The organism is Pseudodesulfovibrio thermohalotolerans, assembly GCF_021353295.2.
GTDB lineage: Bacteria > Desulfobacterota > Desulfovibrionia > Desulfovibrionales > Desulfovibrionaceae > Pseudodesulfovibrio > Pseudodesulfovibrio thermohalotolerans.
In genome coordinates, this window is the sequence record NZ_CP120635.1 from 2115626 (window position 1) to 2136770 (window position 21145).

The window sequence follows — 21145 nt, forward strand, 5'->3', positions numbered from 1 at the left end:
GAGTGGCGGGAAAATTATACAAGCTCTTCATGACGGAAAGGTCTAATCGACGATCCCGGCCATGAGAGGACCAATCTTGCGGAAGGTGTCCTTGTCGGTATTGTCCAGGACATCCAGAATTCGGCCCCGGTAGATGACCGCGATGCGGTCGGCCAATTGCAGGGCCTCGTTGAGATCCCCGGTAACCAGAAGCACGCCCGCCATGGACCGTGCTTCAAGCAGCCGCTTCCAGACTTCTTCGGTGGCGGACACATCCAGTCCCTGGGTGGGTTGTTCGGCCACGATGAGCTTGGGTTCGCGATAGAGTTCGCGGGCCAGAACGGCCTTCTGAAGATTGCCGCCCGAGAGCTGCCAGGCCAGGGCGTGAATGCGGCCGGGGCGGATATCGAATTTCTCGATGAGCCGGACCGTGTGCTTCGCGGCCTTTTTCTTGTCCAGCCATAGCCCTTTGGCAAACCCCTTGCGGGTAGTCAGGAGCAGGTTGTCCACGAGGTTCTGATTGGGCAGCGTGGCCAGGCCCAAACGGTCCTCGGGGATGTAGCACATAGACCTGTTCCAAGTGGATTCGGCAAAGAACTTGCGCCACGGGTGGCCCATGATGAACACGGTGTCGAGCGGCGGCTTGGTCAGGCCGGTCACGGCCTCCACCAACGCCTTCTGGCCGTTTCCGGCCACGCCCACCAGCGCCACGACCTCGCCACGGCGAACGTCCAGGTCCACCTCGGTCAGACCGAGGCCGGTGAGATTCCTGACCTCAAGGACCGTATCGCCGATCTCGGCGGGCTGCCGGTCCACTTCAAGAAGGACTTCCTTGCCGACCATGCGCGAGGCAAGATCGGCCTTGGACTCGATGGATTCCGGGTCCAGCTCGCCCTCGATCCGACCGCGCCTGAGAATGGCGATCTCGTCGGCCAGGGCGATGACCTCTTCCAACTTGTGGGAGATGAAAATGATGGACTTGCCCTGCTCGGTCATGCGCCACAACGCTTCGAAAAGGCTGCGCGTCTCCTCCGGGGTGAGAACCGCCGTGGGCTCATCAAAAATGAGAATGCGGCTCTCGCGGTAAAGAAGTTTGAGAATCTCCACCAATTGCCGCTCGCCCATGGACAGATTGCAGATGCGCTCGCCAGGCTTGATGTCCAGGCCGTATCGTTCCGCCAATTCACCCACGCGGTGTTCCATCTCGCGGGGGGAGACGAAAAAGCTGCCCTCCTGCCCGAGAAGAACGTTTTCAGCCACGGTCATGGAATCCACAAGCATGAAATGCTGATAGACCATGCCGATGCCCGCCCGAATGGCGTCCTTGGAAGAATTGAACCGGACAGGCCGACCGTCCACCTCGATCGTTCCCTCGTCGGGCTTGTACCTGCCCGCCAGCATGGACATCATGGTGGACTTGCCCGCGCCGTTCTCGCCGAGCAGGGCCTTGATGCGGCCCGGATACACGTCGAGCGTGATGGCGTCGTTGGCCACCACCTTGCCGAACCGTTTGGTCAATCCCTTGAGGCTGACCACCGGCCGCGCGTCCTTGGCAAGGGGGCGGGTCCGCACGGGCCGGACATATTGCAGGTCGGTCATCCCCTACCCCTCCGGCTCGATGTTGGTGCCGAGAGCGGCCGGAGCATCAATACGGCGGCCGCGCCAAGCGGAGAGAATCAAGACCAGGATGGTCAGCAAATACGGAAGCATGAGCAGCAGAGAGGACGGCAGATGCGTACCCGCGGCCTGGAGCCTGAGCTGAAAGGCCATGACCCCGCCGAACAGGTACGCCCCCACCACGGCCCGGCCGGGCCGCCAAAAGGCAAAGATGACCAACGCCACGGCGATCCAGCCACGACCGCCGGAAAGCCCGTTGGTCCAGAGGTGAGTGTAGGCCAGGGACAGATACGCCCCGCCAAGTCCGACCAGGAATCCGCCGGCCATCACCGCGAAGTAACGCAAACGAATGGGCTTGAGGCCGACGGCAGCGGCTGCTGCGGGCATCTCTCCGGTGGCGGCCACATGCAGGCCAAGACTGGTCCGCCGGAAGAAGAACCAGAACAGGAACGGAATGACGAAGGAAAGATAGACCAGCATGTCATGCTTGAAAAATATTTCGCCCACACCCGGAATCTGCGACAGCAGCGGGAAATCAAACGGATCGAAGCCGGGCGCGGCAAGGCCGACGTAGGGCACGCCCAGAAAATGAGTCAGACCACCGCCGAGGATGGTCAGGGCCAGGCCGGACACAACCTGGTTGCCCAGGCAGGAAATGCAGACGAAGGCGTGTAGTGAGGCAAGGAGCATACCAGCACAGCCGCCCGCCACAAACCCGAGCCAAGGGGAACCGGTGACGAGGCTGGTCCAGAATGCGGCCAGAGCGGCCAGGGCCATCATGCCCTCCACGCCGAGGTTGAGCACCCCGCCCTTCTCGGTGAGCATTTCACCCAGGGTGGCGTAGAGGATGGGGGTGCCGGACTGCACAGTGGCCGCGAATAGCGGTATGAGGAATTCCCACATGACCTTACTCCTGCCTCGGTTTGCGGACCAGCTTGTAGGTCAGGAAGAACTGTCCGGCCAGAACGGTGAGAAGAATGACGCCTTCCATGATGGTTCCGAAGGCGGCCGGAATCTGAAGCTTGAGCTGCATGTTCTCGACGCCCACCCTGAGAGCGGCCAGGAGAAAGGAGGCGAAAGCGATGTTCAACGGCTCCAGGCGCGCCAGCCAGGCCACCACGATGGCGGTATAGCCGTAGCCGACCATGAGCGAGGGCTGAAGCCGATTGAGAATGGCCGAGGTCTCCACGCACCCCGCCCAGCCTGCAAAACCGCCGGACAGCCCCATGACGAACAGAACAAGCATACCGTAATGAATCTTGGCGTAGCGGGCCACGCGCGCGCCCTCGCCGCTGGCCTTGAGCTCGAATCCGAGCCGGGTGAAGCGCATGAACGCCCACAGACCGACGCCCACGGCCACGCAAAAAAATATGCCCCAGTGCACGCGGCTGCCGCCGATACCGGGAATGATCGCGCCTTCGGTAAATTCGGGAGTCATGGGGAAACCGAAGCTCGCGGGGTCCTTCCACACGCCGAAGACCAGATAGTCGAGGAGCAGGATGGCGATGTAGTTGAGCATCAGGGTGGAAATGATCTCGTTGACCCGGAGCTTCAGCTTGAGGAAGGCCGGAATCAGCGCCCAGGCTCCGCCCAGAATGAAGGCCATGACGAACATGAGCGGCAGCAGGACAAATCTCGGCAGATCAGGGAACGACAAAGCCATCCAAGTGGCCCCGATGGCTCCTAGGGCGAACTGCCCTTCGGCCCCGATGTTCCACAACTGCATACGAAAGGCCACGGCCACGCCCAGCGAACACAGGAAAAGGGGAATGGCCTTGAGGAGCACGTCCTCCAGGGACCAAAGGCTGCCGAAGCTGCCCTGCCAGAGCACGGTCAGGCCGTAGAACGCGTCCTTGCCCTGCCCTTCGAGAAGCAGGCCGCTGATCGCGAGGGAAAAGAGCAGGGCGCCCAGGAAAACAACCAGGGCGCCCCACTTCCAGGGTTCATCTCTTTTTCTTATCTTCAGCACGTGTACCGTCTAGTTGGTGGTGCCGACCACGCCTTCAACGAACCAGTCCATGCCGAGCAGCGCGGCATCATCGGGGGCGGTACCCTCGGCGAAGACCACTTCACCGGCCTGATTCTTGACGGGGCCCGCGAAGATGACGTCCTTGCCGGATTTGAGCTCGTCCCGCTTGGCATTGACCATGGACTTCACGTCGTCCGGAACCATGGCACCCAGGGGAGCGATATCGACCACGCCGTCCTGCAGGGAGCCCCAGGTGGACTTGTCGCCCTGCCAGGTGCCGTCGCGAACCTCTTCAACGGTCTTCACGTACATCGGACCCCAGTTCCAGATGGCGGAGGTCAGGTTGGCCTTGGGAGCGAAGGAAGCCATGTCGGTGTTGTAGCCAATGCAGTAGGCGCCCGCTTCCTGGGCCGCTTCCTGCGGAGCCGGGGAATCCTGGTGCTGGGTGATGACGTCGCAACCGGCGTCGAGCAGGGATTTGGCGGCGTCCTTCTCCAGCGCCGGATCATACCAGGTCTTGGTCCAGACAACGCGGACCTGAGCCTCGGGGTTCACTTCGCGCACGCCGATGGTGAAGGCGTTGATGCCGCGAATGACTTCGGGGATGGGGAAAGCAGCCACATAGCCGATTTCATTGGACTTGGTCATGGAACCGGCGACCAGGCCGGTCAGGTAGCGGGCCTGATAGATGCGGCCGAAATAATTATTGACGTTGGGACCTTTCTTGAAGCCGGAGCAGTGCATGAATTTGGTGTCAGGAAATTCCTTGGCGACCTTCATGACCGGGTCCATGTAGCCGAAGCTGGTGGCGAAAATGATGTCCATGCCTTCGCGGGCCATGTTGCGGATGACGCGCTCGGAGTCCGCACCTTCGGGAACCGACTCGGCGAACTTGGTGGTGGCGAAGGGCAGCGCTTCCACGGCCTGACGACCAATGTCGTGAGCAAAGGAGTAACCGGCGTCGCCCACGGGAGAGACGTAAATGAATCCGGCCTTGACGACCTTGGGCGCTTCAGCGGGAGCCTGGGCTTCCTCGGTCTTGGCGGGTTCCTCTGCCTTCTTTTCCTGCTGCGGAGCTTCACCGCAGGCGAAAAGGGAAAGCGCCATCAGCAGCGCCGCAGATATTCCAATCAGTTTCAGCAGTTTCTTCATGAAGACCTCTCCATTAGCGGTTAAATATCAAAAACGCATATCCCAGCTACCGATATCGGGCAAGACCCAATTTGGCCGGGACGATGCGAGTTCATTGAAATTCAATGCTGTTTTTTCAGCTCGATTCCTATTCATTGACCTGGACAATAGGTTCCACGAACTGTGTACCGGCATCCCATGGAAACAGTATCCAGGTATCCTGGCTGACCTCGGTGATGAAGGTGTCCACCGTGGGGCGGCCTTCCGGCTTGGCGTAAACCGTGGCGAAATGCGCTTTGGGCACCATGTCGCGGGCGATCTTGGCGGTCTTGCCGGTGTCCACCAGGTCGTCGATGAGCAACCAGCCCTCGCCGTCGCAATCCACTTCCTTGAGGATATTGGCCTCGCCCTGATCCTTCCAATTATAAGAGGACAGGCAAATGGTGTCGATGAGGTGAATGTCCAGCTCACGGGCGATAATGGCGGCGGGAACCAACCCGCCGCGCGTGATGGCCAGGATGCCCTTCCACGGGCCCCTTTCCACCAGCCGCCAGGACAACGCCCGGCAATCGCGGTGCAGTTGCTCCCAGGAAACGGGAAACATCTTCTGATATCGGCTCTTGTCGACCATGCGGATAAACTCCTTGCGCGGTGTGGGAACGACGGGCTTCGTACCCGTGTCCGGACAATTAATCAAGGGGGCAAGCGTCCCCTTTGTAATCTAAAAGGAAATCAAATGGCTTCCGAGCCTTGGAAACGTCAGCGGCGAAACGGATCACGACTGAGGCCGGGCGCCGGACAAAGCGGCCCCTCCGCCTCATACGCCCTTGCCGCGTTCCGCCAGCATCTGCGCACCGTAAAAGGCCGCGCCGAACAGGCCGCTCGCTTCGTTACCATTGAGCCGAATCGGAATGGAATGAAGAAATTCTTGATAAACATGGGAGTTGTGAAATTCCACCATGAATTCCGGCACCTGCACGAACATGGGGTTCTTGGCCGCCACCCCGCCCGTTATGAATAACCCGCCGGTGGTCATGAGCCCGATGGCCCAGTTTCGGCACGCCCGGGCGTAAAATCGGGCGTACCATACGGTGGTTTCACTCTCCGGAACGAGTTTGGCGGATATTTCCTTCGGCGTCAGATCCTCGCCGGTCAAATAGCGGTGCAGCAGACTAAGTCCGAGCCCGGTGACCACGGAATCCCCTTCCGGCCAGTTTCGCCCGCCCTCGACGCGATTGAATTCTGCGTACTCGGCCTCATCTTTCCCGACAAACGGAAAAGCCATATGTCCGCCTTCAGAAGGCAAGGCCATCCACGTCCCGCCGGTCTGAAGCAAAGCTGAATAGCCCAGCCCGGTTCCAGCCCCGATAACGCCGATGGTCTCGCCCTCCACGGGCCCCCCTTCCTGAATGACCAGGGCATCGTCCACCGCGCTCGTCCGACAGGCGAACGCCTGGGCGGAGAAATCATTGATGAGGCGCACGGCGGGCGTGCCGAAATCAACTTCCCGGAGATCGATGCCCCAGGGAGCGTTGGGCAGGTTTGGACAAGTAACGCCATGGTACACGGCCCCTGCCGGGGCCAGTACAGCGGCTTCGAAGCCGCCGGGAACAGCCGGGAACTCGCTCTCCCAAAGCTGTTCGACGAGTTCCGGAAATGTCCGCGCCCCATGGGTTTCGAGCCAGATGGACTCCAGCATCTCAAGCCCGTCGCCATGCGCCTCGAACAAGGCAAACCGACTGTTGGTGCCGCCGATGTCGGCGGCCAGAATCTTGGCCATGTGCCCCTCTCCTCCGTGGAACGCACCCTATCACAATCAGCCGAAAAAAAAAGGAGCCCAAGGGCTCCTTTTCCTGCCGATTCGAGATGTTCCGGATCAGGCCGCTTCCGTTGTTTTGCGGAGTTCGCCGTCTTCATCTCCGCCGGGCATGTCGGTCAGGTCCACCGGGCGGTTTTTCTTCTGCACGTATTTGCGAGTGATACGGCGCAGTGTTTCGGTCTTGCCCTCCCGTTCGGCCGGGGAAAGAAACGAAGCGAGTTTGCGTTCCAGCTTGTAGGAGTTCTGCTCCTTGCTGATGGCCACGATGCCCTCCATGACGAGCTTCTGATTGAGCAGCTCGGCCCTGGTGGAATAATTAATGTTTTCCGCAATGGGCGCAAACACGAGATGAGACAGGATAAGACCGTACAGGGTGGAGATGAACGCCACCGGGATATTCTTCAGGATTACGGCGGTATCGTTGATCCCCATGAGCAAGCCGATAAGCCCTATGACCGAACCGGCCACGCCGAAGGCCGGAGCCGTGCGGGCCAGGGTCTGGAAAAATCGCTCGGACTGTTGGCGGCGCAGGTTGAAGAAGGCCATCTCAGCGTTGAGGCATTCACGAATCTCTTCTTCCTTATAATTATCCACCAGCAGGCACAGCCCGCTCTTCAAAAAAGCGCTGGTCGCCTTGTTGGCGGACCGCTCCAGGGAGAGCACTCCGTCCACCTTGGATTTGACCGACAGATCAAGCAGCGTATCGACAATCTCCTCGGCCGTGGTACGCCCGTTGGCGTATACGGCGCGAGCGACATCAAAAGCGTTTTTCACGTGCTGAACGGGGTAGCTGATGAGCATGGCCGCGGCCAGCCCGGATGCGACCACAAGAAAAGCCGCAATATTGAAATACGCCCCGGCCGCTCCGGTGAGCATGAAGCTGCATACAAAAACGGCCAGACTCAGGGCTACGCCGATAATATTTTTTCTGCCCATGAATGCCTCCGATGAATCAATTGTTGGAAATGACGATTTCGACCCGGCGGTTCAGGGTCTGGTTGGCTGCCGAGGTTTCGGGCAGTTCGGGCTGGTACGCCCCCCGGCCCGATATGACCAACCGTTTCGGATCGATGCCGAGCCTCGCGATGAGACGGCCCGCCACATCGGCCGCCCGTTCGGACGACAGGATGAAGCTCCTCACCCCTTCCGCCTCGCTTTGATCCGCGAATCCGATGACGTGCACCATGCCCGGACTCAGGCGAACCACTTCGCCAATCTCGTCGAGATAGACGGCCGACTCGGGTTTGAGCTGTCCTGAATTGACGTCGAAGAAAAGATCGCCGCGCAAGGTCGCGCGCACCTGTCCCGGGGCCTCACGGACCACGGTGATGCCGTTGGCCCGGGATCGGTACAGGACCTCGTTTTCAGGCATACGGACCACATCCGACGATCCGCCCGTCTCGGCCCGGCTGGCGATCTGCCCAATGAGCCCGATGAGCGGGTCCAGGGCGCTGGCCGACTGGGCCTGTTCAGCGGATTGGCGGCTGAACAGGATTTTCACGTCCTGCCGGTTGCTCGCATAGATAAACAACACGGCGAACAAGACGAACATGACCATCATCAAATCCGACCACGGCACAGCCCAATCATTGGCCCCCCGGCTCGGGTCCGCGCCGTCCATCTGGTGAAACGAGGTGAATCCCTGTAGGTCTTTCGAATTCATTTTTTGCATCTTTTCTCCTGCGCCTAGCGCGCACGATTTGAAGCAAAAAGCCTGCCACGATTTTAACACTCTAAAATAATGAGAAAAACTTAAAACTGCGTCGAATCAAGAACGATCCGAACGACAGAAAGACCTTCCGTCCGTCAAGAGTCCGTCGTTGACGCGCGGGATGATATGGGGAACATTCCGGGCATGACAAAAACAGGCCCATTCATCAATCGATCGCCCATCGTCCTGGCCTCGGGTTCGCCCCGACGGCGCGAACTCCTCTCCGACCTCGGACTGACTTTAGACGTCCACCCCAGCCCGCTTGAGGAGCCGGCCCCCAAACCGGACGAATCGCCCGCCGACTATGTCCTCCGCATGGCGGAATTGAAGACTTTGGATGTGGCCGGGAAATTCCGGGGCGCAACTGTGATCGGCGCGGACACCGCCGTGGTCCTGGGCAACCGCATAATGGGCAAGCCGCGCTCCAAGCTCGACGCGCTGGACATGCTGGAAGCGCTGTCCGGCGAAACGCATCAGGTGGTCACCGGATTCTGCGTGGTCCTGCCCGATGGCGCAATCCTGTCCGAAGCGGTGAGCACGGATGTGGACATGCGCGTCTCCACCGAAGACGAGTTGATGAGCTACATTGAAACCGGCGAGCCCATGGACAAGGCCGGAGCCTACGCCATTCAGGGCGTGGGAACCTTTCTGGTCACCGCCATACGCGGCTCGTACACCAACGTGGTCGGTCTGCCCGTGGCACGGCTTTTTGAGGTACTGACAAAATACGGCATCGTGACGCCGGGGAATTTGTAAAGGCGGCCGTTGGCCATTCAGCTCGCGACATGGCATTACACGGCAAAGGAGACAGCATGACGAACCAGGGCGATATCCTCGACTACTCCGACAGGCTTTTTGAAGTCGGTTTCGAAGTTGCCGACCACAAGGAAAAAGCGCTGCGCATAATCAGATCCCACTGCAATTTCGGCTTTCCCGAGCCCGTGCAATCCGGCCGGACATACACAGTGGTCATCCCCATGCAGATCATTCCGGAAGTGATCCGTTCCCTGAGCGAAGCAAACATTGCCGTGTACGGGATCACCCGGCGTTTTTTGGAAGACATGGATTCAAGAAACGCGTCGCCCGCCGCATCCCCTATGGCTTGATGTACCGGACGAGATAGGTAAATTCGCCTAAATCGGCCACACTTTCCTGAACGAAACCGAAAGGCTCGACCAATAGATCAGCGTTCTCGAGGCCGATTCGCTTGCCCATGGACGGGCCGGGGCCGTGGTCGAGTTTCTTGAATTCGATGAGCGAAAAGCGTCCTCCCGGCACAAGCACCCGATTCACTTCGGCCATGAGTCCCGGTCTGACGGATTCCGGCAGGTCATGCAGCACGGTTGCCATATACGCGGCGTCAATGGCCCCGGCCTCCAGGTGAAGCGGCTGCGAGATATCTGCCACCATGGGTTGAATATTCCCCAGCCCTTCCCGTCGGGCGGACTCGGCCAGGGCGGCTATGCCCTCCTCCCAAAGGTCCAATGCGTATATCAGGGAACCGGCCTTCAACCTACGGGCCAAGGGCAAGGCATACATCCCCGCGCCGCAACCGAGATCAAGGTACGTGGCCCTGAGGCCGACAATTATGCTGTCGAAAACGAGGTCCTGATCGATGTGGCCGAAACTGCTCTTACCGGCGGCTTTTGGCATGGCGTCCATGATTTCTCCAGGAAGATGTTCACGAATCAATACAGGATACGCACCAAAGACAACGACGTCAAAAGAATGGAATCGTTTATGGGTTGACCCGTTTGCCCAGAATGGACAGGCTATATTCCCGGCCATCCATCTCGGCGATGTCGGGGAATCTGCCCCACTCCTCGAAACCGAAGGATTTGAAGAGGCGAATGGAACCCTCGTTGTGCGAAAAAATGTAGCCGAGCACGGTCTTGATGCCCAAAGCCGGTGTCATGGCCAAGACCTCCTTGAGAAGCCTGCCGCCCAGTCCCTGCCGTCGATGCTCAGGAGCGATGTAGATGCTTATTTCCGCAGTGTGGTCATAGGCCGGACGGCCGTAAAATGACTCGAAGCTGACCCATGCCGCTACTTTGTCGCTGATGCGCTCCACAAGTATGGGTCTGGCGGGAGTGTGGGAGCGGAACCAGGCCACTTTGGACTCGACCGAGACTTCCTCGGTGTCGGCGGTGGAAATGCGCGTGGCAACCGTGGAATTGTAGATGTCGACGATTCTCGGGAGGTCCTGTTCCGTAGCGGGCTGCATTCCGTATGCTCCTTGATTCCGAACTCTGCCGGGCACGTTTGCAGACAACCTTAATTCCCCTTTTCCCCATCCGCAAGAGGCCTTGGCGAAACAGGCGACAAAAATCCGACGGTACCTTCCGGGCCTTCTCCAAGGATGTTGCCTGCGGCCGCGTTTCCGATTATCACAGCGAAAAAACAGCCTGGAGCCGTCATGTCCACATCCAATCCTCTCGACAAACTGGCTGCCGCAGTGGCCACGCTCGGCCCGGTGGGCCACTTCCCCAAAGCCCCCGGCACCTGGGGTTCCCTTGCGGCCGTAGTGGCCGCGCCCTGGCTTTTCCTGACTCTGTCCCTGCCGTTGCGTGCGGCCGCCCTCGCCCTTGTCTTTTTTGTCGGCACCTGGGCCTGTGGACGGGCGGAAATCGTTATGGGAAAAAAGGACCCCGGCTGCGTGGTCGTCGACGAACTTTTCGGCCAGTGGCTCACCCTGATCTTCTTCACGGCCATGCCCATCTGGTACCTGCCCGCTGCCTTCGTCCTGTTCCGCATCTTCGACATCCTCAAGCCGTGGCCCGTCAAATGGGCGGAAAACGCCTTCCCGGGCGGCTACGGAGTCATGCTGGATGACGGCGTGGCCGGACTTTATGCCATGGGCTGCCTCCATCTTCTGGCCTACTTCGTCTCGATGATCGGCTAAAACCGGCCTCAAAGCTTCCTGGCGAATCGCTGATGCTCCGACGGAATTGATAGATTCAATTCCTCTTCCGCCGTTCCTTCCGGCCACCACCCTGACTCGCTCCGACGAAGGGCCTTACGAGCGCGGCCGAACCAAAACCGCGACAGGCCAACGGTGAGGCCCCGGCCAAAAATAAACGCCACCCCTTTCGGGACGGCGTCTATTATCGCATCGGTGTGCGTCGAGCTATTTGACTATGAACTCGTCGCGGCGGTTCTTGGCCCAGGCGGTCTCGTTATGACCGGGATCGACCGGGTATTCTTCGCCGAAGCTGACGATCTTCATGCGTTCGGGCTCCACGCCAAGAATAACCAGATGTTCATAGGCGGCACGGGCACGGCGCTCGCCCAGAGCGAGGTTGTATTCCTCGGTGCCGCGTTCGTCGCAGTGACCTTCGATAACCACATTGACGTCCTTGAATTTACGCAGAATGTTGGCCTTCTGGGCAAGGGTGGAACGCGCTTCTTCGCTGAGGTCATAGGAATTGAAGGCGAAATGGATGGTCACGTTGGTCAGCTCTTCAACAGCCTCGGCTTTAGCGCGGGCCTGCGCTTCTGCGGCCAATGTGGCCTCGTCGACAACAGGCTCCTCCTGAACGGGCGGAGTCCACTGGGTATCATCCTTCACTTCGACCTGGCTCGGGGCAGGTTCCGTGGTTGTGGATTTCTTTGCACACCCGGCAAAAAGAAGAAGGGACACGGCCATAAGGGCCACCATACCGACATACCATTTGATTTTCATGCTCACTCCTTGGTAAAGCTGTCGCCCGGCCATATTGTATTGATCCGAGAGCGCTCGGTTTTCGCGACTTTTACGATGTACATTTTCCCCAATAAAAATCAAGTCCAGTTGTATTACATTTTACCACTGCATGGAAGTATCCCAGGCCGGAGCGAAGGCGGCTCCCTTGCCAGTGGATATTTTTCGCGGCTTATCTCCGTGCCGGGTCGTTAAATAAAGCTGATATTCTCCGGTCCTGCTGGAGGCGAATGCCACAAAGTAGCCATCCGGGCCGAAGGCGGGGTACTCGTCGTTTCCGGGGCCGAAGGTCAACTGCTTCTCCCTGCCGGTTTCCAGGTCGTGCAGGAAGATACGGTGCCCATTGCTGGTTTGATGGGTGTAGGCCACATACCGGCCATCAGGGCTCAGGCAGGGATGGGTGTTGTACTTGCCCGTCGTGGTCACGCGCCGGACCTGCCCGGTCTTCATGTCCAGAAGATAAATGTGCGGATTTCCGGCCCTGCCGGAGGTGAAGGCCATCTTGGAGGCGGTACGGTCAAAGCTGGGCGAGACATCGATATAAGGACTGGCCGCCAGCTTTTTGCCGATCTTGTAGGACTTGCTCAACTCGTAGATGTTCGTGGTCCCATTCAGATTGAGGGAAAGGTAGAGCACATCGTCCGGGCCGTAGACCGGGCTGATGACCGTGTCGCCCAAGCCCTTTGCGAAGCGGCGGATTTTCTGCGTATTGCTGTCGTAGATGCACAGTTCGTGGCGATCGTCCCCGATGTGGGTAAAGGCGATTTCATCGCCCTCGGCGGACCATGCAGGGCTAAGGTTGAAGCCGCCCAGATCGGAAATCTGGCGAAGCCCCCTGCCCTGCGGCAAAACGGTGTAGATCTCCTTGACCTTGCCGTCCTGCTTGACGAAGGCGATAGGCGAATCAAAGAATCCCTTCTTGCCGGTCAGAGCTTCCAGAAACGCCGAGCAAAACCTGTCGGCCACCATGGGAAGCTTGTCGCCCACATCGCGATAGGCTTTGCCCACCACCCGGCGTCCGCTGAACGTCTCGAACACCCGCGCTTCGATATACTGACCGTTCCAGCCAGTGGTCATGCACAGGTCGACGCGAGCGAGCTGAAACGGCTTGAAGTCGATATCCTGGGCACTCACGCCCCGGCTCGGATCGCCTCCAAGAAGCTCTCCCACGGAAACCAGCTTCAGAAACGGGATGTAGGCGAGGTTGTTTTTCACCAACTCCTCGAATTCCTTGGCCGCGGCCTCGGGAACAGGATTCCCGTCAAGCCCCTTGGGCGGAAGCAAGGTAATGTTGACCATGCGCTGGCCCGGGCCATGAATATCCACGGTCAGGGGGCCTTGCGCCAAAGCGGTCGAAGCCGCGAGGCAGACGAGTGCAATCAAGACAAAAAAGGTCGTTATCCGTTTCATACCGTTTACTCTGAGAGTTCCTGGCTGTTGAAATTGATGCGAATAAGCCGATCGCGCGGGGTTCTCGGCTTTTCGACATACTCGGTTTCCTTGATGGCTCGAAGGGCAGAACTGTCGAACTCAGGATTATTCGATGATTCCAGAACCTTCGAGGAAAGAATCTTACCGTCTTCCGCAAGGGTCATCTCAATGGTCGCCGTCAGATTGGTCTCCCCGGCGAATGCGGGATACCGCCAATTCTTCTTGATGGCGGACCCGACGATGAGAGCATAAACCTCGGACAGACCGGAACCGGAACCGCCCGTAAAACCACCTTCACGGCCGCCCTCCTGCCCACCCGGTTGACCGCCATGGGCATAGACGTCACTCCCCTCGCGCTTCTTGAGCGCGGCCAACTCGGCGGCCAGATTCTTTTTCTGGGCAGCTTCTTCGCGCTTGGCCTGCGCCTTGGCTGCCGCCATGCCTTCCGCCAACAATTGCTGAGCGGTTTTTTGGGGCTTCGGCTTAGGCTTCGGCTTAGGCTTCGGCTTAGGCTTGGGCTTAGGTTGAGGCTTGGGCTCTTCCTTTTTCTTGACCACGGTTTTCTTTTCAACCTTCTTGGGGCTGATGTCCTTGACCTTCGGCTCCGGTTCGGGCTTGGCCTCAACCACCGGCACAGGCTTGGCCTCGGCCGCCGGTTCGGGCTTGGCCTCCACCACAGGCACGGCCGAAGTTTCGACCGGAGCCTCGGACTTGGCCTCCACCTTGACCGGCGGACCGGACGGAGGCGGAGCAAGGGAGATAAGGTCCACGTTGTACACGGGCCGGTCCAGGCTCACACGCGGCGCAGTATAATTCACGCCATAGAGCGCGAAGACGAAAATGCCCGCGTGGAACAAAAGAGAAAGAAAAAAGCCAAGGCCCTGCCGCATATCTCTAACAACTCTGTAAAATTACTTTTTCTTGTCCGGCTTGGGCTCTTCGGCCACGATGCCGAGCTTGTCGATGCCCGCCGCCTTGATTTCGCCCATGACCTGAACCACCGTGCCGTAGGGCACCTCCCGGTCCGCGCGCAGGAAAAGCTGCTTCTTCTGGGTGGCCACCAGCCGCTTGAGGTGCTCCTCAAGCTCGTCCAGGCTTACCTTGTACTCGTCCAGAAAGATGTTGCCGTCCTTTTTCACGGTCAGGACCAGATGTTCGGAATCCTGCGGCAGGTTGCGGACCGTCCGTGTCGCGGGCAGGTCCACCTCGACCCCCTGTGTCATGAGCGGAGCCGTGACCATGAAGATAATCAGCAGCACCAGCATCACGTCCACGAAGGGCGTGACGTTGATCTCGTTGAGAAACCCGCCGCCGGTCTTGATCGCCATGACCGACTCCTAGTGGCGCTCGGGCTTGTCGGCCCAGGCGATTTCACGTTCGGCCCGGTTCAGGAACGCGCCGGCGAAATCCACCATGCCGGACTCCACCTCGTTCAGCTTGCCGAGAAAATAGTTGTAGAAAATGGTCGCCGGGATGGCCACGAGCAGGCCGATGGCCGTGGCGATAAGCGCCTCGGAAATGCCTGGCGCGACCGTTGCCAACGCCGCGGACTGCGCCTGCCCGATGGAGTGGAACGAGTGCATGATGCCCCAAACCGTGCCGAACAGGCCGATGAACGGGGCCGCGTTGGCGCAGGTGGCCAGGAACGGCAGGTTGCGGGTCAGGCCGCGCATCTCCTTGGAAATGCCCTGCTTGAGCACGCGCCGGAGGGTGTCCTTGACCAGGAGCCGTCTGCGCTCCCGGTTGACGTCCGCCTTTTCGAGCTGGCGGAATTCCTTCACGGCCAGCGAGGAAACCCGGGCCAGGGGCGAATCGCTCTTGTCGCCCAACTGCTTGATGCCCTTGGACAGATCGCCTGCGGCCATGAACGCGTCGTAACCGCTGATGACCCGCTTGCGGGCCGTGCCGATGGTGAAGAACTTGAGGAAGATGATGGTCCAGCTCCACAGGGACATGCACCCCAGAAAGAGCATGACCAGCTTGACCGCCAGGGTCGCCCCGGAAAGCAGGGTCAGGATGTCGTTGTCGGGCAGAAAATTCATGATTTCACCTTTGATTCTATGGGCTTTGCAACCCGCTTCATGCGAAGAAAGCCGGGCCAGAAAGCCACGGCTTTTCCGTATCTCCGAAAGTGCCTACGCCTTTTTTGTCACAACAGTGCGACAATCGGGAAACATCATTTCATGCATCGCTGTACGATCTCCCAGGCGTTGGACTCGGTCTGCCGATATTCTTCGACCGTCAGCCCCGCGCCCAGCGCAATGGTCCGGCGCAGCTCCTCGCCCACCAGATCGCGCGGGGCGTGGGCGTCGTTGTTGACCACCAACTTGGCTCCGTGCTTCCGCGCCAGCGCCGCCACGTGTCCGTTGGTGTAGCTGTGGCCGCCGCGCGTGGTGATCTCCAGCGCGACGCCTCGCTCCGCCGCGAGCCGGACCTCCTCGTCGGTAATCAGGCCGGGATGGGCCAGAACATCCACCCCCGCCTCAATGGCCGCCAGGTTGGTGCCGGGAGCGACTGGCTCCACCGGGGTCTCGCCATGCACGACCACCACCTGCGCCCCGCTCTGCCGGGCGGCCCGGGTCATCTCGTCGATGAGCGCGGGCGGCACGTGGGTCAGCTCGACCCCGGCCAGAACGTTGATATCGAAAAAGTGCCCGTGCTTCTTGACGAAACGAAGCACGTTCTCCAAGGCGTGATACATGGTCGCCTCGTCCGCATGATCGGTCATGCAAAGGGCCTTGTACCCGATGACCTCGGCACGGCGGACAAGTTCGGCGGGGATAAGCTCCCCGTCGCTGAAAATGGTATGGGTGTGCAGATCTATCATAGGGGCCTACATCTTATATTTGATGTCGTCTTCGGAGAGTTTGTCCAGTTCATCCTGCCACTTCTCGGCGTCCTCCGTCTTGATGACCGCCTCGGGATGTTCCGGAAACGGGCCTCCGGCTTCTTCCAGAACGGATTCTCCAGCCAAAATGGGACACTCCGCGCGCACGGCCAAGGCGATGGCGTCCGAAGGGCGGCTGTCGATGCGCCAAGTCTCGTCGCCCGAAGCGATAACCAACTCGGCGAAAAAGGTCCCGTTCTCAATGTCGGTGATCTCGACGCGCGTGACCGTACCGCCCATGGCGCGGATGGTATTGAGCAGAAGGTCGTGAGTCATGGGCCGGGGGAAGGGCACCTGATTGATGGCCATGGAGATGGCCATGGCTTCCATGGCCCCGATCCAGATGGGCAACACCACGGTCTCCGCCTCATCCTTGAGGACGATTATGGGAGACTTCCCCGCTTCGTCCAGCGCCAGCCCGAAAATTTCGACCTTTACCACGGCTCGCCCGCCCTCTCTCCCACCAGGGAGTGTTTCTTGGCTTCCTTGATCGCGACCGGAACCATCATGCCGGTCAACCCGGCCGTCTCCTCCATGGATACGTTGACGATGCGCCCGGCCGGGTCGCGCCCTTTCCAGGAAGTGAAATCACCACCCTGCATACGGCTCAACCCTTCGATAAACGCGTCTGTACGTGCGCCCAACTGATTCTTTAGACATTTTCTAGTAATATTATTTTGCAGAGTCTGCAAGCGCAGCAACCGATCCGAGGCCTCTTCAGCAGGGACCTTGGGCTCCATATTTACCGCCGCCACGCCTGGCCGGTCGGAATACTTGAAGGAAAAGCTCGACTCGAAACCGACCCGCTCGACCATTTCAAGAGTCTGCCGGAAGTCCTCCTCGGTCTCGCCGGGGAAACCGACGATGAGATCCGAGGTCAGGCTGATGTCAGGCCTGGCCGCACGCAGGCCCTCCACGATGGAGAGATAGCGTTTGATATCATACTTGCGGCGCATGGCCTTGAGCACCCGATCCGAACCGGCCTGCATGGGCAGATGCAGCGAAGGACAAAGATTCGGCAACTCACCGAAAGCGCGGATGACCTCCTCGGCGATATCCTTGGGGTGCGAGGTGGTGAAACGCAGCCGGTCCAGGCCGGGGATGGCCGCCACGGAACGCAGAAGCTCCGCAAAGCTCACCCCCACTCCGCCCTTGTCCAGGCCGAAGCTGTTGACGTTCTGCCCCAGCAGGGTGATCTCACGCACGCCACTGTCGACCAGAGCACGGCACTCGTCAAGGATGGCGTCCGGGGTACGGGACTTCTGGCGACCGCGCGTGTACGGCACGATGCAATAGGCGCAGAAGTTATCGCATCCCTGCATGATATTGACGAACGCCTGCCGGGTGTCGCCCGAAACCACGGGCGCATCCGGCCGCTCGCGCTCCTCGTAAAGGGTAACGAAATCAAGCAGGGCCACCCGGTCGTCCTTGCCACCGGCAATGCGCTCCAGCGCGTTGGGCGCGCCCGCAATGCCGTCCGAACCGAAGACCAGCCTTACAAAGGGAAAACGATCGAAAAAACCGCGCCCCACCTGCTGGGCCACGCACCCGCCCACGGCGGCAAATACATTCTCGTCCCGCTTGAGATGGGCGGCAACACGTCCGAGTTCGCTATAAACCTTCTGCTCCGGCTTCTCGCGCACGCTACAGGTATTGAGGATATACACCTGGGCGTCGTCCTCGCCGGTCTCTTCCCAACCCCTGCTTTCCAGGGCGGCCGCCAGCCATTGAGAATCATGGACATTCATCTGGCACCCGAAGGTGGTGATGTGAAATTTCATATAATCTTATCCCGTCTTTCGGGTAGGTCGTTAGGTTCAGGCCGACAAGTCGGCGCGGTCAAGCGGGCCATTACGCATTGGCGAGCCATGTGTCCAGAAAGTGCAAGGTTTTTCCCAATGTTTTCTCTCTGGAAAGTGCGGTGTTGTCGATGACGAACTCGGCTTCCGGGTCCTGCTCGAAGGGCACGTCGACGCCGATGACCTCGCCCAACCCCTCAAAACTGCGACCTGTTTTCCGCCGCTCCAGCGCTTTGCGATAAAGATTCGCCATAACCTGGCCCGCAGGACGGCCCGCCTCGCGGGCCATGGCCGTCTCCAGATCGCAATGCACGAATATTTCGGCGAAACGGGGGATCAATCCGCGCGCATACCGCCGCATGGACACCCGATAGGCCGAACCGTCCATGATGATGTTGCGCCCCTCACGCGTCAGGCCGGCCGCCTCCTCCGCGAACAGTGCGTAGGCGGCCTCGCGCTCCTCCGCGGTGTACGTCGGCTCCGGGAAATACGCCTTGCGCCGCTCGTCCATCTGCAACAGCATCGCATCCACGCCCCGGGCCGCAAGGGCAGCGCGCACGCCGCGCGCCAGGGTGGACTTGCCGCTGCCCGGAAGCCCGACGATCCAGACCGCCCACCCCCGCCGTCCGCCGCGATCCGTCATGTCTACTCCAGGTACTTGTTGACGTGCTCCCAATCGAAGATTTCGTCCTCGATGACATTGGACACGAAGTTGAACAGACGGCGACGCACGGAATCGGGATGATCCGGATACCACTCGGGAGAAGCGATGACCAGGCCTCGGAATACGCAGAACGGAGCCAAAACCTCAAGGACCTCGGTGTCGCCGGTACGGACCAGATATTCCTCGAAATACGCCCGGTACAACGTCTCGAAAGGCCCGGCCAAACCGTCGTGGCCGTACATGGACCAGAGCAGATAGTTAATGGCCATGCAGGCCAGATCGCCGCCGGGTTCGCCCCATTCCCCGCGGCTGCGGTCCAACACCGAGAACCGGCCGTCTTCGGTGACAAGGACATTCCACGGATGGAAATCGCCGTGCACTGCGCTCAGCCGATGAGCATACCTCTTAAGCTTCCAGCGCCAATCGACAAGACGCTTTTCCAATGCCTTGAATTGCTCGTCGCCAAAAAAGGCGTAGTTGCGGGGGAACGCCTCATCCACCAGACCGAGAATGCACTCGCTGGCTCCAAGTAGGTTACGGATGCGTCGAGCGTACAGGGACGGGTCGTCCAGTTTGACCGAATGCACTTCGGCCAGCCAGCGGGCGAACTCTCGGGCCATGTCCACGTCAGCGTCACGAAGGCCACGCTCCCGAATACGCTCCAGGTCGCGGAAGTAGTCGTATCCTTCGAGCTTCTCGCTGACGATGAAGAACTCCTTGGGGTCCAACACCGGCACCAGGGCGTCCGAGACGTTCACGTACCCCAACCCGAGGGGCCGGGCGTGACACTCCATGCGGCCCGATGTCTCGTACTGGGACATGAGGATGGCCGCCCGGTCCCAGTAGAACTGGTGGCCATACCTGTCGCCCTTCATAATCGAAAACACGGCCTCCCGGACCTCGCCGCCCGTTTCGAAACGGACAAGCAGCGGTTTTCCGTAGCCGAATCCCTTCATGCCCTGCGCATCGAGGCTGCCGATATCGCCCGCCTTGAGAAGGCGGGCGTCGTCGCCGTATACGCTGCGCAAATACAATTCGATGGCCTGGTCCCTGAGTTCGATCATATCGCCCTCCCCGGCCTGTTCGGCCGCCGCTATTCGAGAGGCCCGAAGACCGACTCGTAGCGTTCCGTAAATTCCTTCAGAGAGAAGGAATGCTCCTGAGTGCCCTTGAACTCCACCGCATAGGTGGCACAGGTTGCGCCCAGCTTGGCCGCCTCGGCAACGGTCTTGCCCAGAGACAGCCCCTTGAGCAGCCCGGCCCGATAGGCGTCGCCCGCCCCGGTAGGGTCAAGCACTTCACTCGCCGGGACCACGCCGACGGCGGTATCCTTGTTGCCGCAACTGACGATGGAACCGTTCTCGCCAAGCGTCGTAATCAGATAGGCCGTGTTTTCAAGAAGCTCGGCCTTGGTCATCCCGGTAGACTTCTTTATCATTTCCAGCTCATAGTCGTTGACGATGAGGATTTCCGCACCGCAAACGGCTTCCTTGAGCTGATCGCCCGACAGGGCCGGAATCTGCTGGCCCGGATCAAAGATATAGGGAATGCCCTGCTCGCGGTAGTACCTGGGATGCTCAAGCATGTCGTTGATGTTGCCCGGGGCGATGAGACCGATGGCGTCGGACGAATCGATACGGCTCATGTCATACTGGCAGGGATACTTCATGGCCCCGGGATTGAATCCGTTGATCTGGTTGTCGGACATGTCGGTGGTAATGTAGCACCCGGCGGTGAACTCCTGCTCAATGGTCCTAATGCCGTCCACGGCGAGACCATACTCCTGAAGCCGCTTGTCGTAGGGAGCGAAGTCCTTGCCGACCTGACTGAGGATGGTGGATTTCACGCCCAGCAGGGACAGGTTGTAGGCGATGTTTCCTGCCGTGCCGCCGAAGCGTTCCACCAGGCCGTTCACCAGGAAGGAGACGTTAAGGATGTGAATCTTGTCCGGCAGAATATGGTTGGAGAACTTGTCGGGGAAAGTCATGATGCGGTCGAAAGCCAGGGAACCGGAAATATAAATCTGCATTTTCGCTCCTTGAAAGCTGATTGAATCACCGGGAAACTACGTGCATGGACGCGAACCTGTCAACGGTGCTCGTAGGCAGGGTCACGACTTGGCCGTCTCGCTCCTGATCCACGCGAGAAAATCCTGGTTGCCGCCGGAAATGGGCATGGCCACGACGCAGGGGACCTCGTAGCCGTGAGCGCCCTTGACCGCTTCGGTCAGCGTATCCACAAGCTCGGTCCTGGTCTTGGCGATAAGCACGACCTCCTTGCCGCGCTCCAGCTTCCCCTGCCACCAGTAAATCGATTTCATGCCGGGCAGGATGTTCACGCAGGCCGCGAGCCGCCTTTCCACAAGCATGGAACCGACGGTCTCCGCCTCGAACTCGTCCGCGCAGGTAATGTAAATGAATGATTCGGACATGGATTCC

At 59.7% G+C, this 21145-nt stretch carries 25 protein-coding genes; 3 read left to right on the forward strand and 22 right to left on the reverse strand.

The window, feature by feature from the left end; translation table 11 throughout:
* Positions 1 to 42: 42 nt before the first annotated feature.
* From LF599_RS10070 to LF599_RS10105, 8 genes are all read right to left on the reverse strand, one after another.
* The gene (locus LF599_RS10070) at positions 43 to 1578 is read right to left on the reverse strand and encodes an ABC transporter ATP-binding protein (protein WP_279520644.1); all 1536 of its coding nucleotides are present in this window, start codon (positions 1576 to 1578) and stop codon (positions 43 to 45) included.
* A gap of 3 nt (positions 1579 to 1581) precedes the next feature.
* Positions 1582 to 2499 (reverse strand): ABC transporter permease, encoded by a 918-nt coding sequence (locus tag LF599_RS10075; RefSeq protein WP_279520645.1) that lies wholly within the window; start codon positions 2497 to 2499, stop codon positions 1582 to 1584.
* Between the two features lie 4 nt (positions 2500 to 2503).
* On the reverse strand, positions 2504 to 3565 hold the full coding sequence (locus tag LF599_RS10080; protein ID WP_279520646.1) for an ABC transporter permease: 1062 nt from the start codon (positions 3563 to 3565) through the stop codon (positions 2504 to 2506).
* Between the two features lie 9 nt (positions 3566 to 3574).
* Positions 3575 to 4717, reverse strand: a complete 1143-nt coding sequence (locus tag LF599_RS10085; protein WP_279520647.1) for a BMP family ABC transporter substrate-binding protein — start codon at positions 4715 to 4717, stop codon at positions 3575 to 3577.
* Between the two features lie 127 nt (positions 4718 to 4844).
* Positions 4845 to 5327 carry a xanthine phosphoribosyltransferase gene (gene gpt / locus LF599_RS10090; protein WP_269942554.1) on the reverse strand — a complete coding sequence of 161 codons (483 nt, stop codon included), beginning with the start codon at positions 5325 to 5327 and terminating at the stop codon, positions 4845 to 4847.
* A 186-nt stretch (positions 5328 to 5513) separates the two neighbouring features.
* Positions 5514 to 6476 (reverse strand): glucokinase, encoded by a 963-nt coding sequence (locus LF599_RS10095; RefSeq protein ID WP_279520648.1) that lies wholly within the window; start codon positions 6474 to 6476, stop codon positions 5514 to 5516.
* Between the two features lie 96 nt (positions 6477 to 6572).
* Positions 6573 to 7451: a motility protein A gene (locus LF599_RS10100; RefSeq protein ID WP_279520649.1), complete on the reverse strand. Its 879-nt coding sequence runs from the start codon at positions 7449 to 7451 to the stop codon at positions 6573 to 6575.
* A 16-nt stretch (positions 7452 to 7467) separates the two neighbouring features.
* Positions 7468 to 8178 carry an OmpA/MotB family protein gene (locus tag LF599_RS10105; protein WP_279520650.1) on the reverse strand — a complete coding sequence of 237 codons (711 nt, stop codon included), beginning with the start codon at positions 8176 to 8178 and terminating at the stop codon, positions 7468 to 7470.
* 192 nt (positions 8179 to 8370) lie between these two features.
* On the opposite strand from LF599_RS10105, the gene LF599_RS10110 reads away from it, so the two are divergent.
* Entirely contained in the window at positions 8371 to 8982 is a 612-nt protein-coding gene (locus tag LF599_RS10110; RefSeq protein ID WP_279520651.1) for a Maf family protein, read from the forward strand.
* A 56-nt stretch (positions 8983 to 9038) separates the two neighbouring features.
* The gene (locus LF599_RS10115; RefSeq protein ID WP_279520652.1) at positions 9039 to 9332 is read left to right on the forward strand and encodes a hypothetical protein; all 294 of its coding nucleotides are present in this window, start codon (positions 9039 to 9041) and stop codon (positions 9330 to 9332) included.
* Here LF599_RS10115 and LF599_RS10120 read toward each other — a convergent pair.
* Together LF599_RS10120 and LF599_RS10125 are read right to left on the reverse strand one after the other, a co-directional pair.
* Complete coding sequence (locus tag LF599_RS10120; RefSeq protein ID WP_279520653.1) at positions 9322 to 9888, reverse strand: class I SAM-dependent methyltransferase; 567 nt, start codon at positions 9886 to 9888, stop codon at positions 9322 to 9324. The genes LF599_RS10115 and LF599_RS10120 overlap by 11 nt on opposite strands.
* A 76-nt stretch (positions 9889 to 9964) precedes the next feature.
* Positions 9965 to 10450, reverse strand: a complete 486-nt coding sequence (locus LF599_RS10125) for a GNAT family N-acetyltransferase (protein WP_279520654.1) — start codon at positions 10448 to 10450, stop codon at positions 9965 to 9967.
* A gap of 192 nt (positions 10451 to 10642) precedes the next feature.
* On the opposite strand from LF599_RS10125, the gene LF599_RS10130 reads away from it, so the two are divergent.
* The gene (locus LF599_RS10130; protein WP_279520655.1) at positions 10643 to 11128 is read left to right on the forward strand and encodes a phosphatidylglycerophosphatase A family protein; all 486 of its coding nucleotides are present in this window, start codon (positions 10643 to 10645) and stop codon (positions 11126 to 11128) included.
* A gap of 225 nt (positions 11129 to 11353) precedes the next feature.
* Here LF599_RS10130 and pal read toward each other — a convergent pair whose 3' ends face one another.
* From pal to cutA, 12 genes are all read right to left on the reverse strand, one after another.
* Complete coding sequence (gene pal / locus LF599_RS10135; RefSeq protein WP_269942548.1) at positions 11354 to 11908, reverse strand: peptidoglycan-associated lipoprotein Pal; 555 nt, start codon at positions 11906 to 11908, stop codon at positions 11354 to 11356.
* 120 nt (positions 11909 to 12028) lie between these two features.
* The gene (locus LF599_RS10140) at positions 12029 to 13336 is read right to left on the reverse strand and encodes a protein tolB (RefSeq protein ID WP_279520656.1); all 1308 of its coding nucleotides are present in this window, start codon (positions 13334 to 13336) and stop codon (positions 12029 to 12031) included.
* Positions 13337 to 13341: 5 nt separating this feature from the next.
* Positions 13342 to 14247, reverse strand: a complete 906-nt coding sequence (locus LF599_RS10145) for a TonB family protein (protein WP_279520657.1) — start codon at positions 14245 to 14247, stop codon at positions 13342 to 13344.
* 21 nt (positions 14248 to 14268) lie between these two features.
* Positions 14269 to 14685: a protein TolR gene (gene tolR, locus LF599_RS10150; protein ID WP_279520658.1), complete on the reverse strand. Its 417-nt coding sequence runs from the start codon at positions 14683 to 14685 to the stop codon at positions 14269 to 14271.
* A gap of 9 nt (positions 14686 to 14694) precedes the next feature.
* Entirely contained in the window at positions 14695 to 15399 is a 705-nt protein-coding gene (locus LF599_RS10155; protein ID WP_269942545.1) for a MotA/TolQ/ExbB proton channel family protein, read from the reverse strand.
* Positions 15400 to 15533: 134 nt separating this feature from the next.
* Positions 15534 to 16184 carry a histidinol phosphate phosphatase domain-containing protein gene (locus LF599_RS10160; RefSeq protein WP_269942544.1) on the reverse strand — a complete coding sequence of 217 codons (651 nt, stop codon included), beginning with the start codon at positions 16182 to 16184 and terminating at the stop codon, positions 15534 to 15536.
* Positions 16185 to 16190: 6 nt separating this feature from the next.
* Entirely contained in the window at positions 16191 to 16685 is a 495-nt protein-coding gene (locus LF599_RS10165; protein WP_279520659.1) for a bifunctional nuclease family protein, read from the reverse strand.
* Positions 16679 to 18025 carry a tRNA (N6-isopentenyl adenosine(37)-C2)-methylthiotransferase MiaB gene (miaB, locus tag LF599_RS10170; protein ID WP_279520660.1) on the reverse strand — a complete coding sequence of 449 codons (1347 nt, stop codon included), beginning with the start codon at positions 18023 to 18025 and terminating at the stop codon, positions 16679 to 16681. Before miaB ends, LF599_RS10165 begins: the two co-directional genes overlap by 7 nt.
* Positions 18026 to 18095: 70 nt before the next feature.
* On the reverse strand, positions 18096 to 18686 hold the full coding sequence (locus LF599_RS10175) for an adenylyl-sulfate kinase (protein ID WP_279520661.1): 591 nt from the start codon (positions 18684 to 18686) through the stop codon (positions 18096 to 18098).
* Positions 18687 to 18688: 2 nt separating this feature from the next.
* Complete coding sequence (locus LF599_RS10180; protein WP_279520662.1) at positions 18689 to 19771, reverse strand: phosphotransferase family protein; 1083 nt, start codon at positions 19769 to 19771, stop codon at positions 18689 to 18691.
* Positions 19772 to 19800: 29 nt separating this feature from the next.
* Positions 19801 to 20736, reverse strand: a complete 936-nt coding sequence (locus LF599_RS10185) for a carbohydrate kinase family protein (RefSeq protein WP_269942543.1) — start codon at positions 20734 to 20736, stop codon at positions 19801 to 19803.
* Between the two features lie 81 nt (positions 20737 to 20817).
* Entirely contained in the window at positions 20818 to 21138 is a 321-nt protein-coding gene (cutA, locus tag LF599_RS10190) for a divalent-cation tolerance protein CutA (RefSeq protein WP_279520663.1), read from the reverse strand.
* Positions 21139 to 21145: the final 7 nt, after the last annotated feature.

Coding starts and splice junctions, on each gene's coding strand:
- LF599_RS10070 (WP_279520644.1), bottom strand. CDS start 1,578: ATGACCGACCTGCAATATGTCCGGCCCGTGCGGACCCGCCCCCTTGCC.
- LF599_RS10075 (WP_279520645.1), bottom strand. CDS start 2,499: ATGTGGGAATTCCTCATACCGCTATTCGCGGCCACTGTGCAGTCCGGC.
- LF599_RS10085 (WP_279520647.1), bottom strand. CDS start 4,717: ATGAAGAAACTGCTGAAACTGATTGGAATATCTGCGGCGCTGCTGATG.
- gpt (WP_269942554.1), bottom strand. CDS start 5,327: ATGGTCGACAAGAGCCGATATCAGAAGATGTTTCCCGTTTCCTGGGAG.
- LF599_RS10095 (WP_279520648.1), bottom strand. CDS start 6,476: ATGGCCAAGATTCTGGCCGCCGACATCGGCGGCACCAACAGTCGGTTT.
- LF599_RS10100 (WP_279520649.1), bottom strand. CDS start 7,451: ATGGGCAGAAAAAATATTATCGGCGTAGCCCTGAGTCTGGCCGTTTTT.
- LF599_RS10105 (WP_279520650.1), bottom strand. CDS start 8,178: ATGAATTCGAAAGACCTACAGGGATTCACCTCGTTTCACCAGATGGAC.
- LF599_RS10110 (WP_279520651.1), top strand. CDS start 8,371: ATGACAAAAACAGGCCCATTCATCAATCGATCGCCCATCGTCCTGGCC.
- LF599_RS10115 (WP_279520652.1), top strand. CDS start 9,039: ATGACGAACCAGGGCGATATCCTCGACTACTCCGACAGGCTTTTTGAA.
- LF599_RS10120 (WP_279520653.1), bottom strand. CDS start 9,888: ATGGACGCCATGCCAAAAGCCGCCGGTAAGAGCAGTTTCGGCCACATC.
- LF599_RS10125 (WP_279520654.1), bottom strand. CDS start 10,450: ATGCAGCCCGCTACGGAACAGGACCTCCCGAGAATCGTCGACATCTAC.
- LF599_RS10130 (WP_279520655.1), top strand. CDS start 10,643: ATGTCCACATCCAATCCTCTCGACAAACTGGCTGCCGCAGTGGCCACG.
- pal (WP_269942548.1), bottom strand. CDS start 11,908: ATGAAAATCAAATGGTATGTCGGTATGGTGGCCCTTATGGCCGTGTCC.
- LF599_RS10140 (WP_279520656.1), bottom strand. CDS start 13,336: ATGAAACGGATAACGACCTTTTTTGTCTTGATTGCACTCGTCTGCCTC.
- LF599_RS10145 (WP_279520657.1), bottom strand. CDS start 14,247: ATGCGGCAGGGCCTTGGCTTTTTTCTTTCTCTTTTGTTCCACGCGGGC.
- tolR (WP_279520658.1), bottom strand. CDS start 14,685: ATGGCGATCAAGACCGGCGGCGGGTTTCTCAACGAGATCAACGTCACG.
- LF599_RS10155 (WP_269942545.1), bottom strand. CDS start 15,399: ATGAATTTTCTGCCCGACAACGACATCCTGACCCTGCTTTCCGGGGCG.
- LF599_RS10160 (WP_269942544.1), bottom strand. CDS start 16,184: ATGATAGATCTGCACACCCATACCATTTTCAGCGACGGGGAGCTTATC.
- miaB (WP_279520660.1), bottom strand. CDS start 18,025: ATGAAATTTCACATCACCACCTTCGGGTGCCAGATGAATGTCCATGAT.
- LF599_RS10175 (WP_279520661.1), bottom strand. CDS start 18,686: ATGACGGATCGCGGCGGACGGCGGGGGTGGGCGGTCTGGATCGTCGGG.
- LF599_RS10180 (WP_279520662.1), bottom strand. CDS start 19,771: ATGATCGAACTCAGGGACCAGGCCATCGAATTGTATTTGCGCAGCGTA.
- LF599_RS10185 (WP_269942543.1), bottom strand. CDS start 20,736: ATGCAGATTTATATTTCCGGTTCCCTGGCTTTCGACCGCATCATGACT.
- cutA (WP_279520663.1), bottom strand. CDS start 21,138: ATGTCCGAATCATTCATTTACATTACCTGCGCGGACGAGTTCGAGGCG.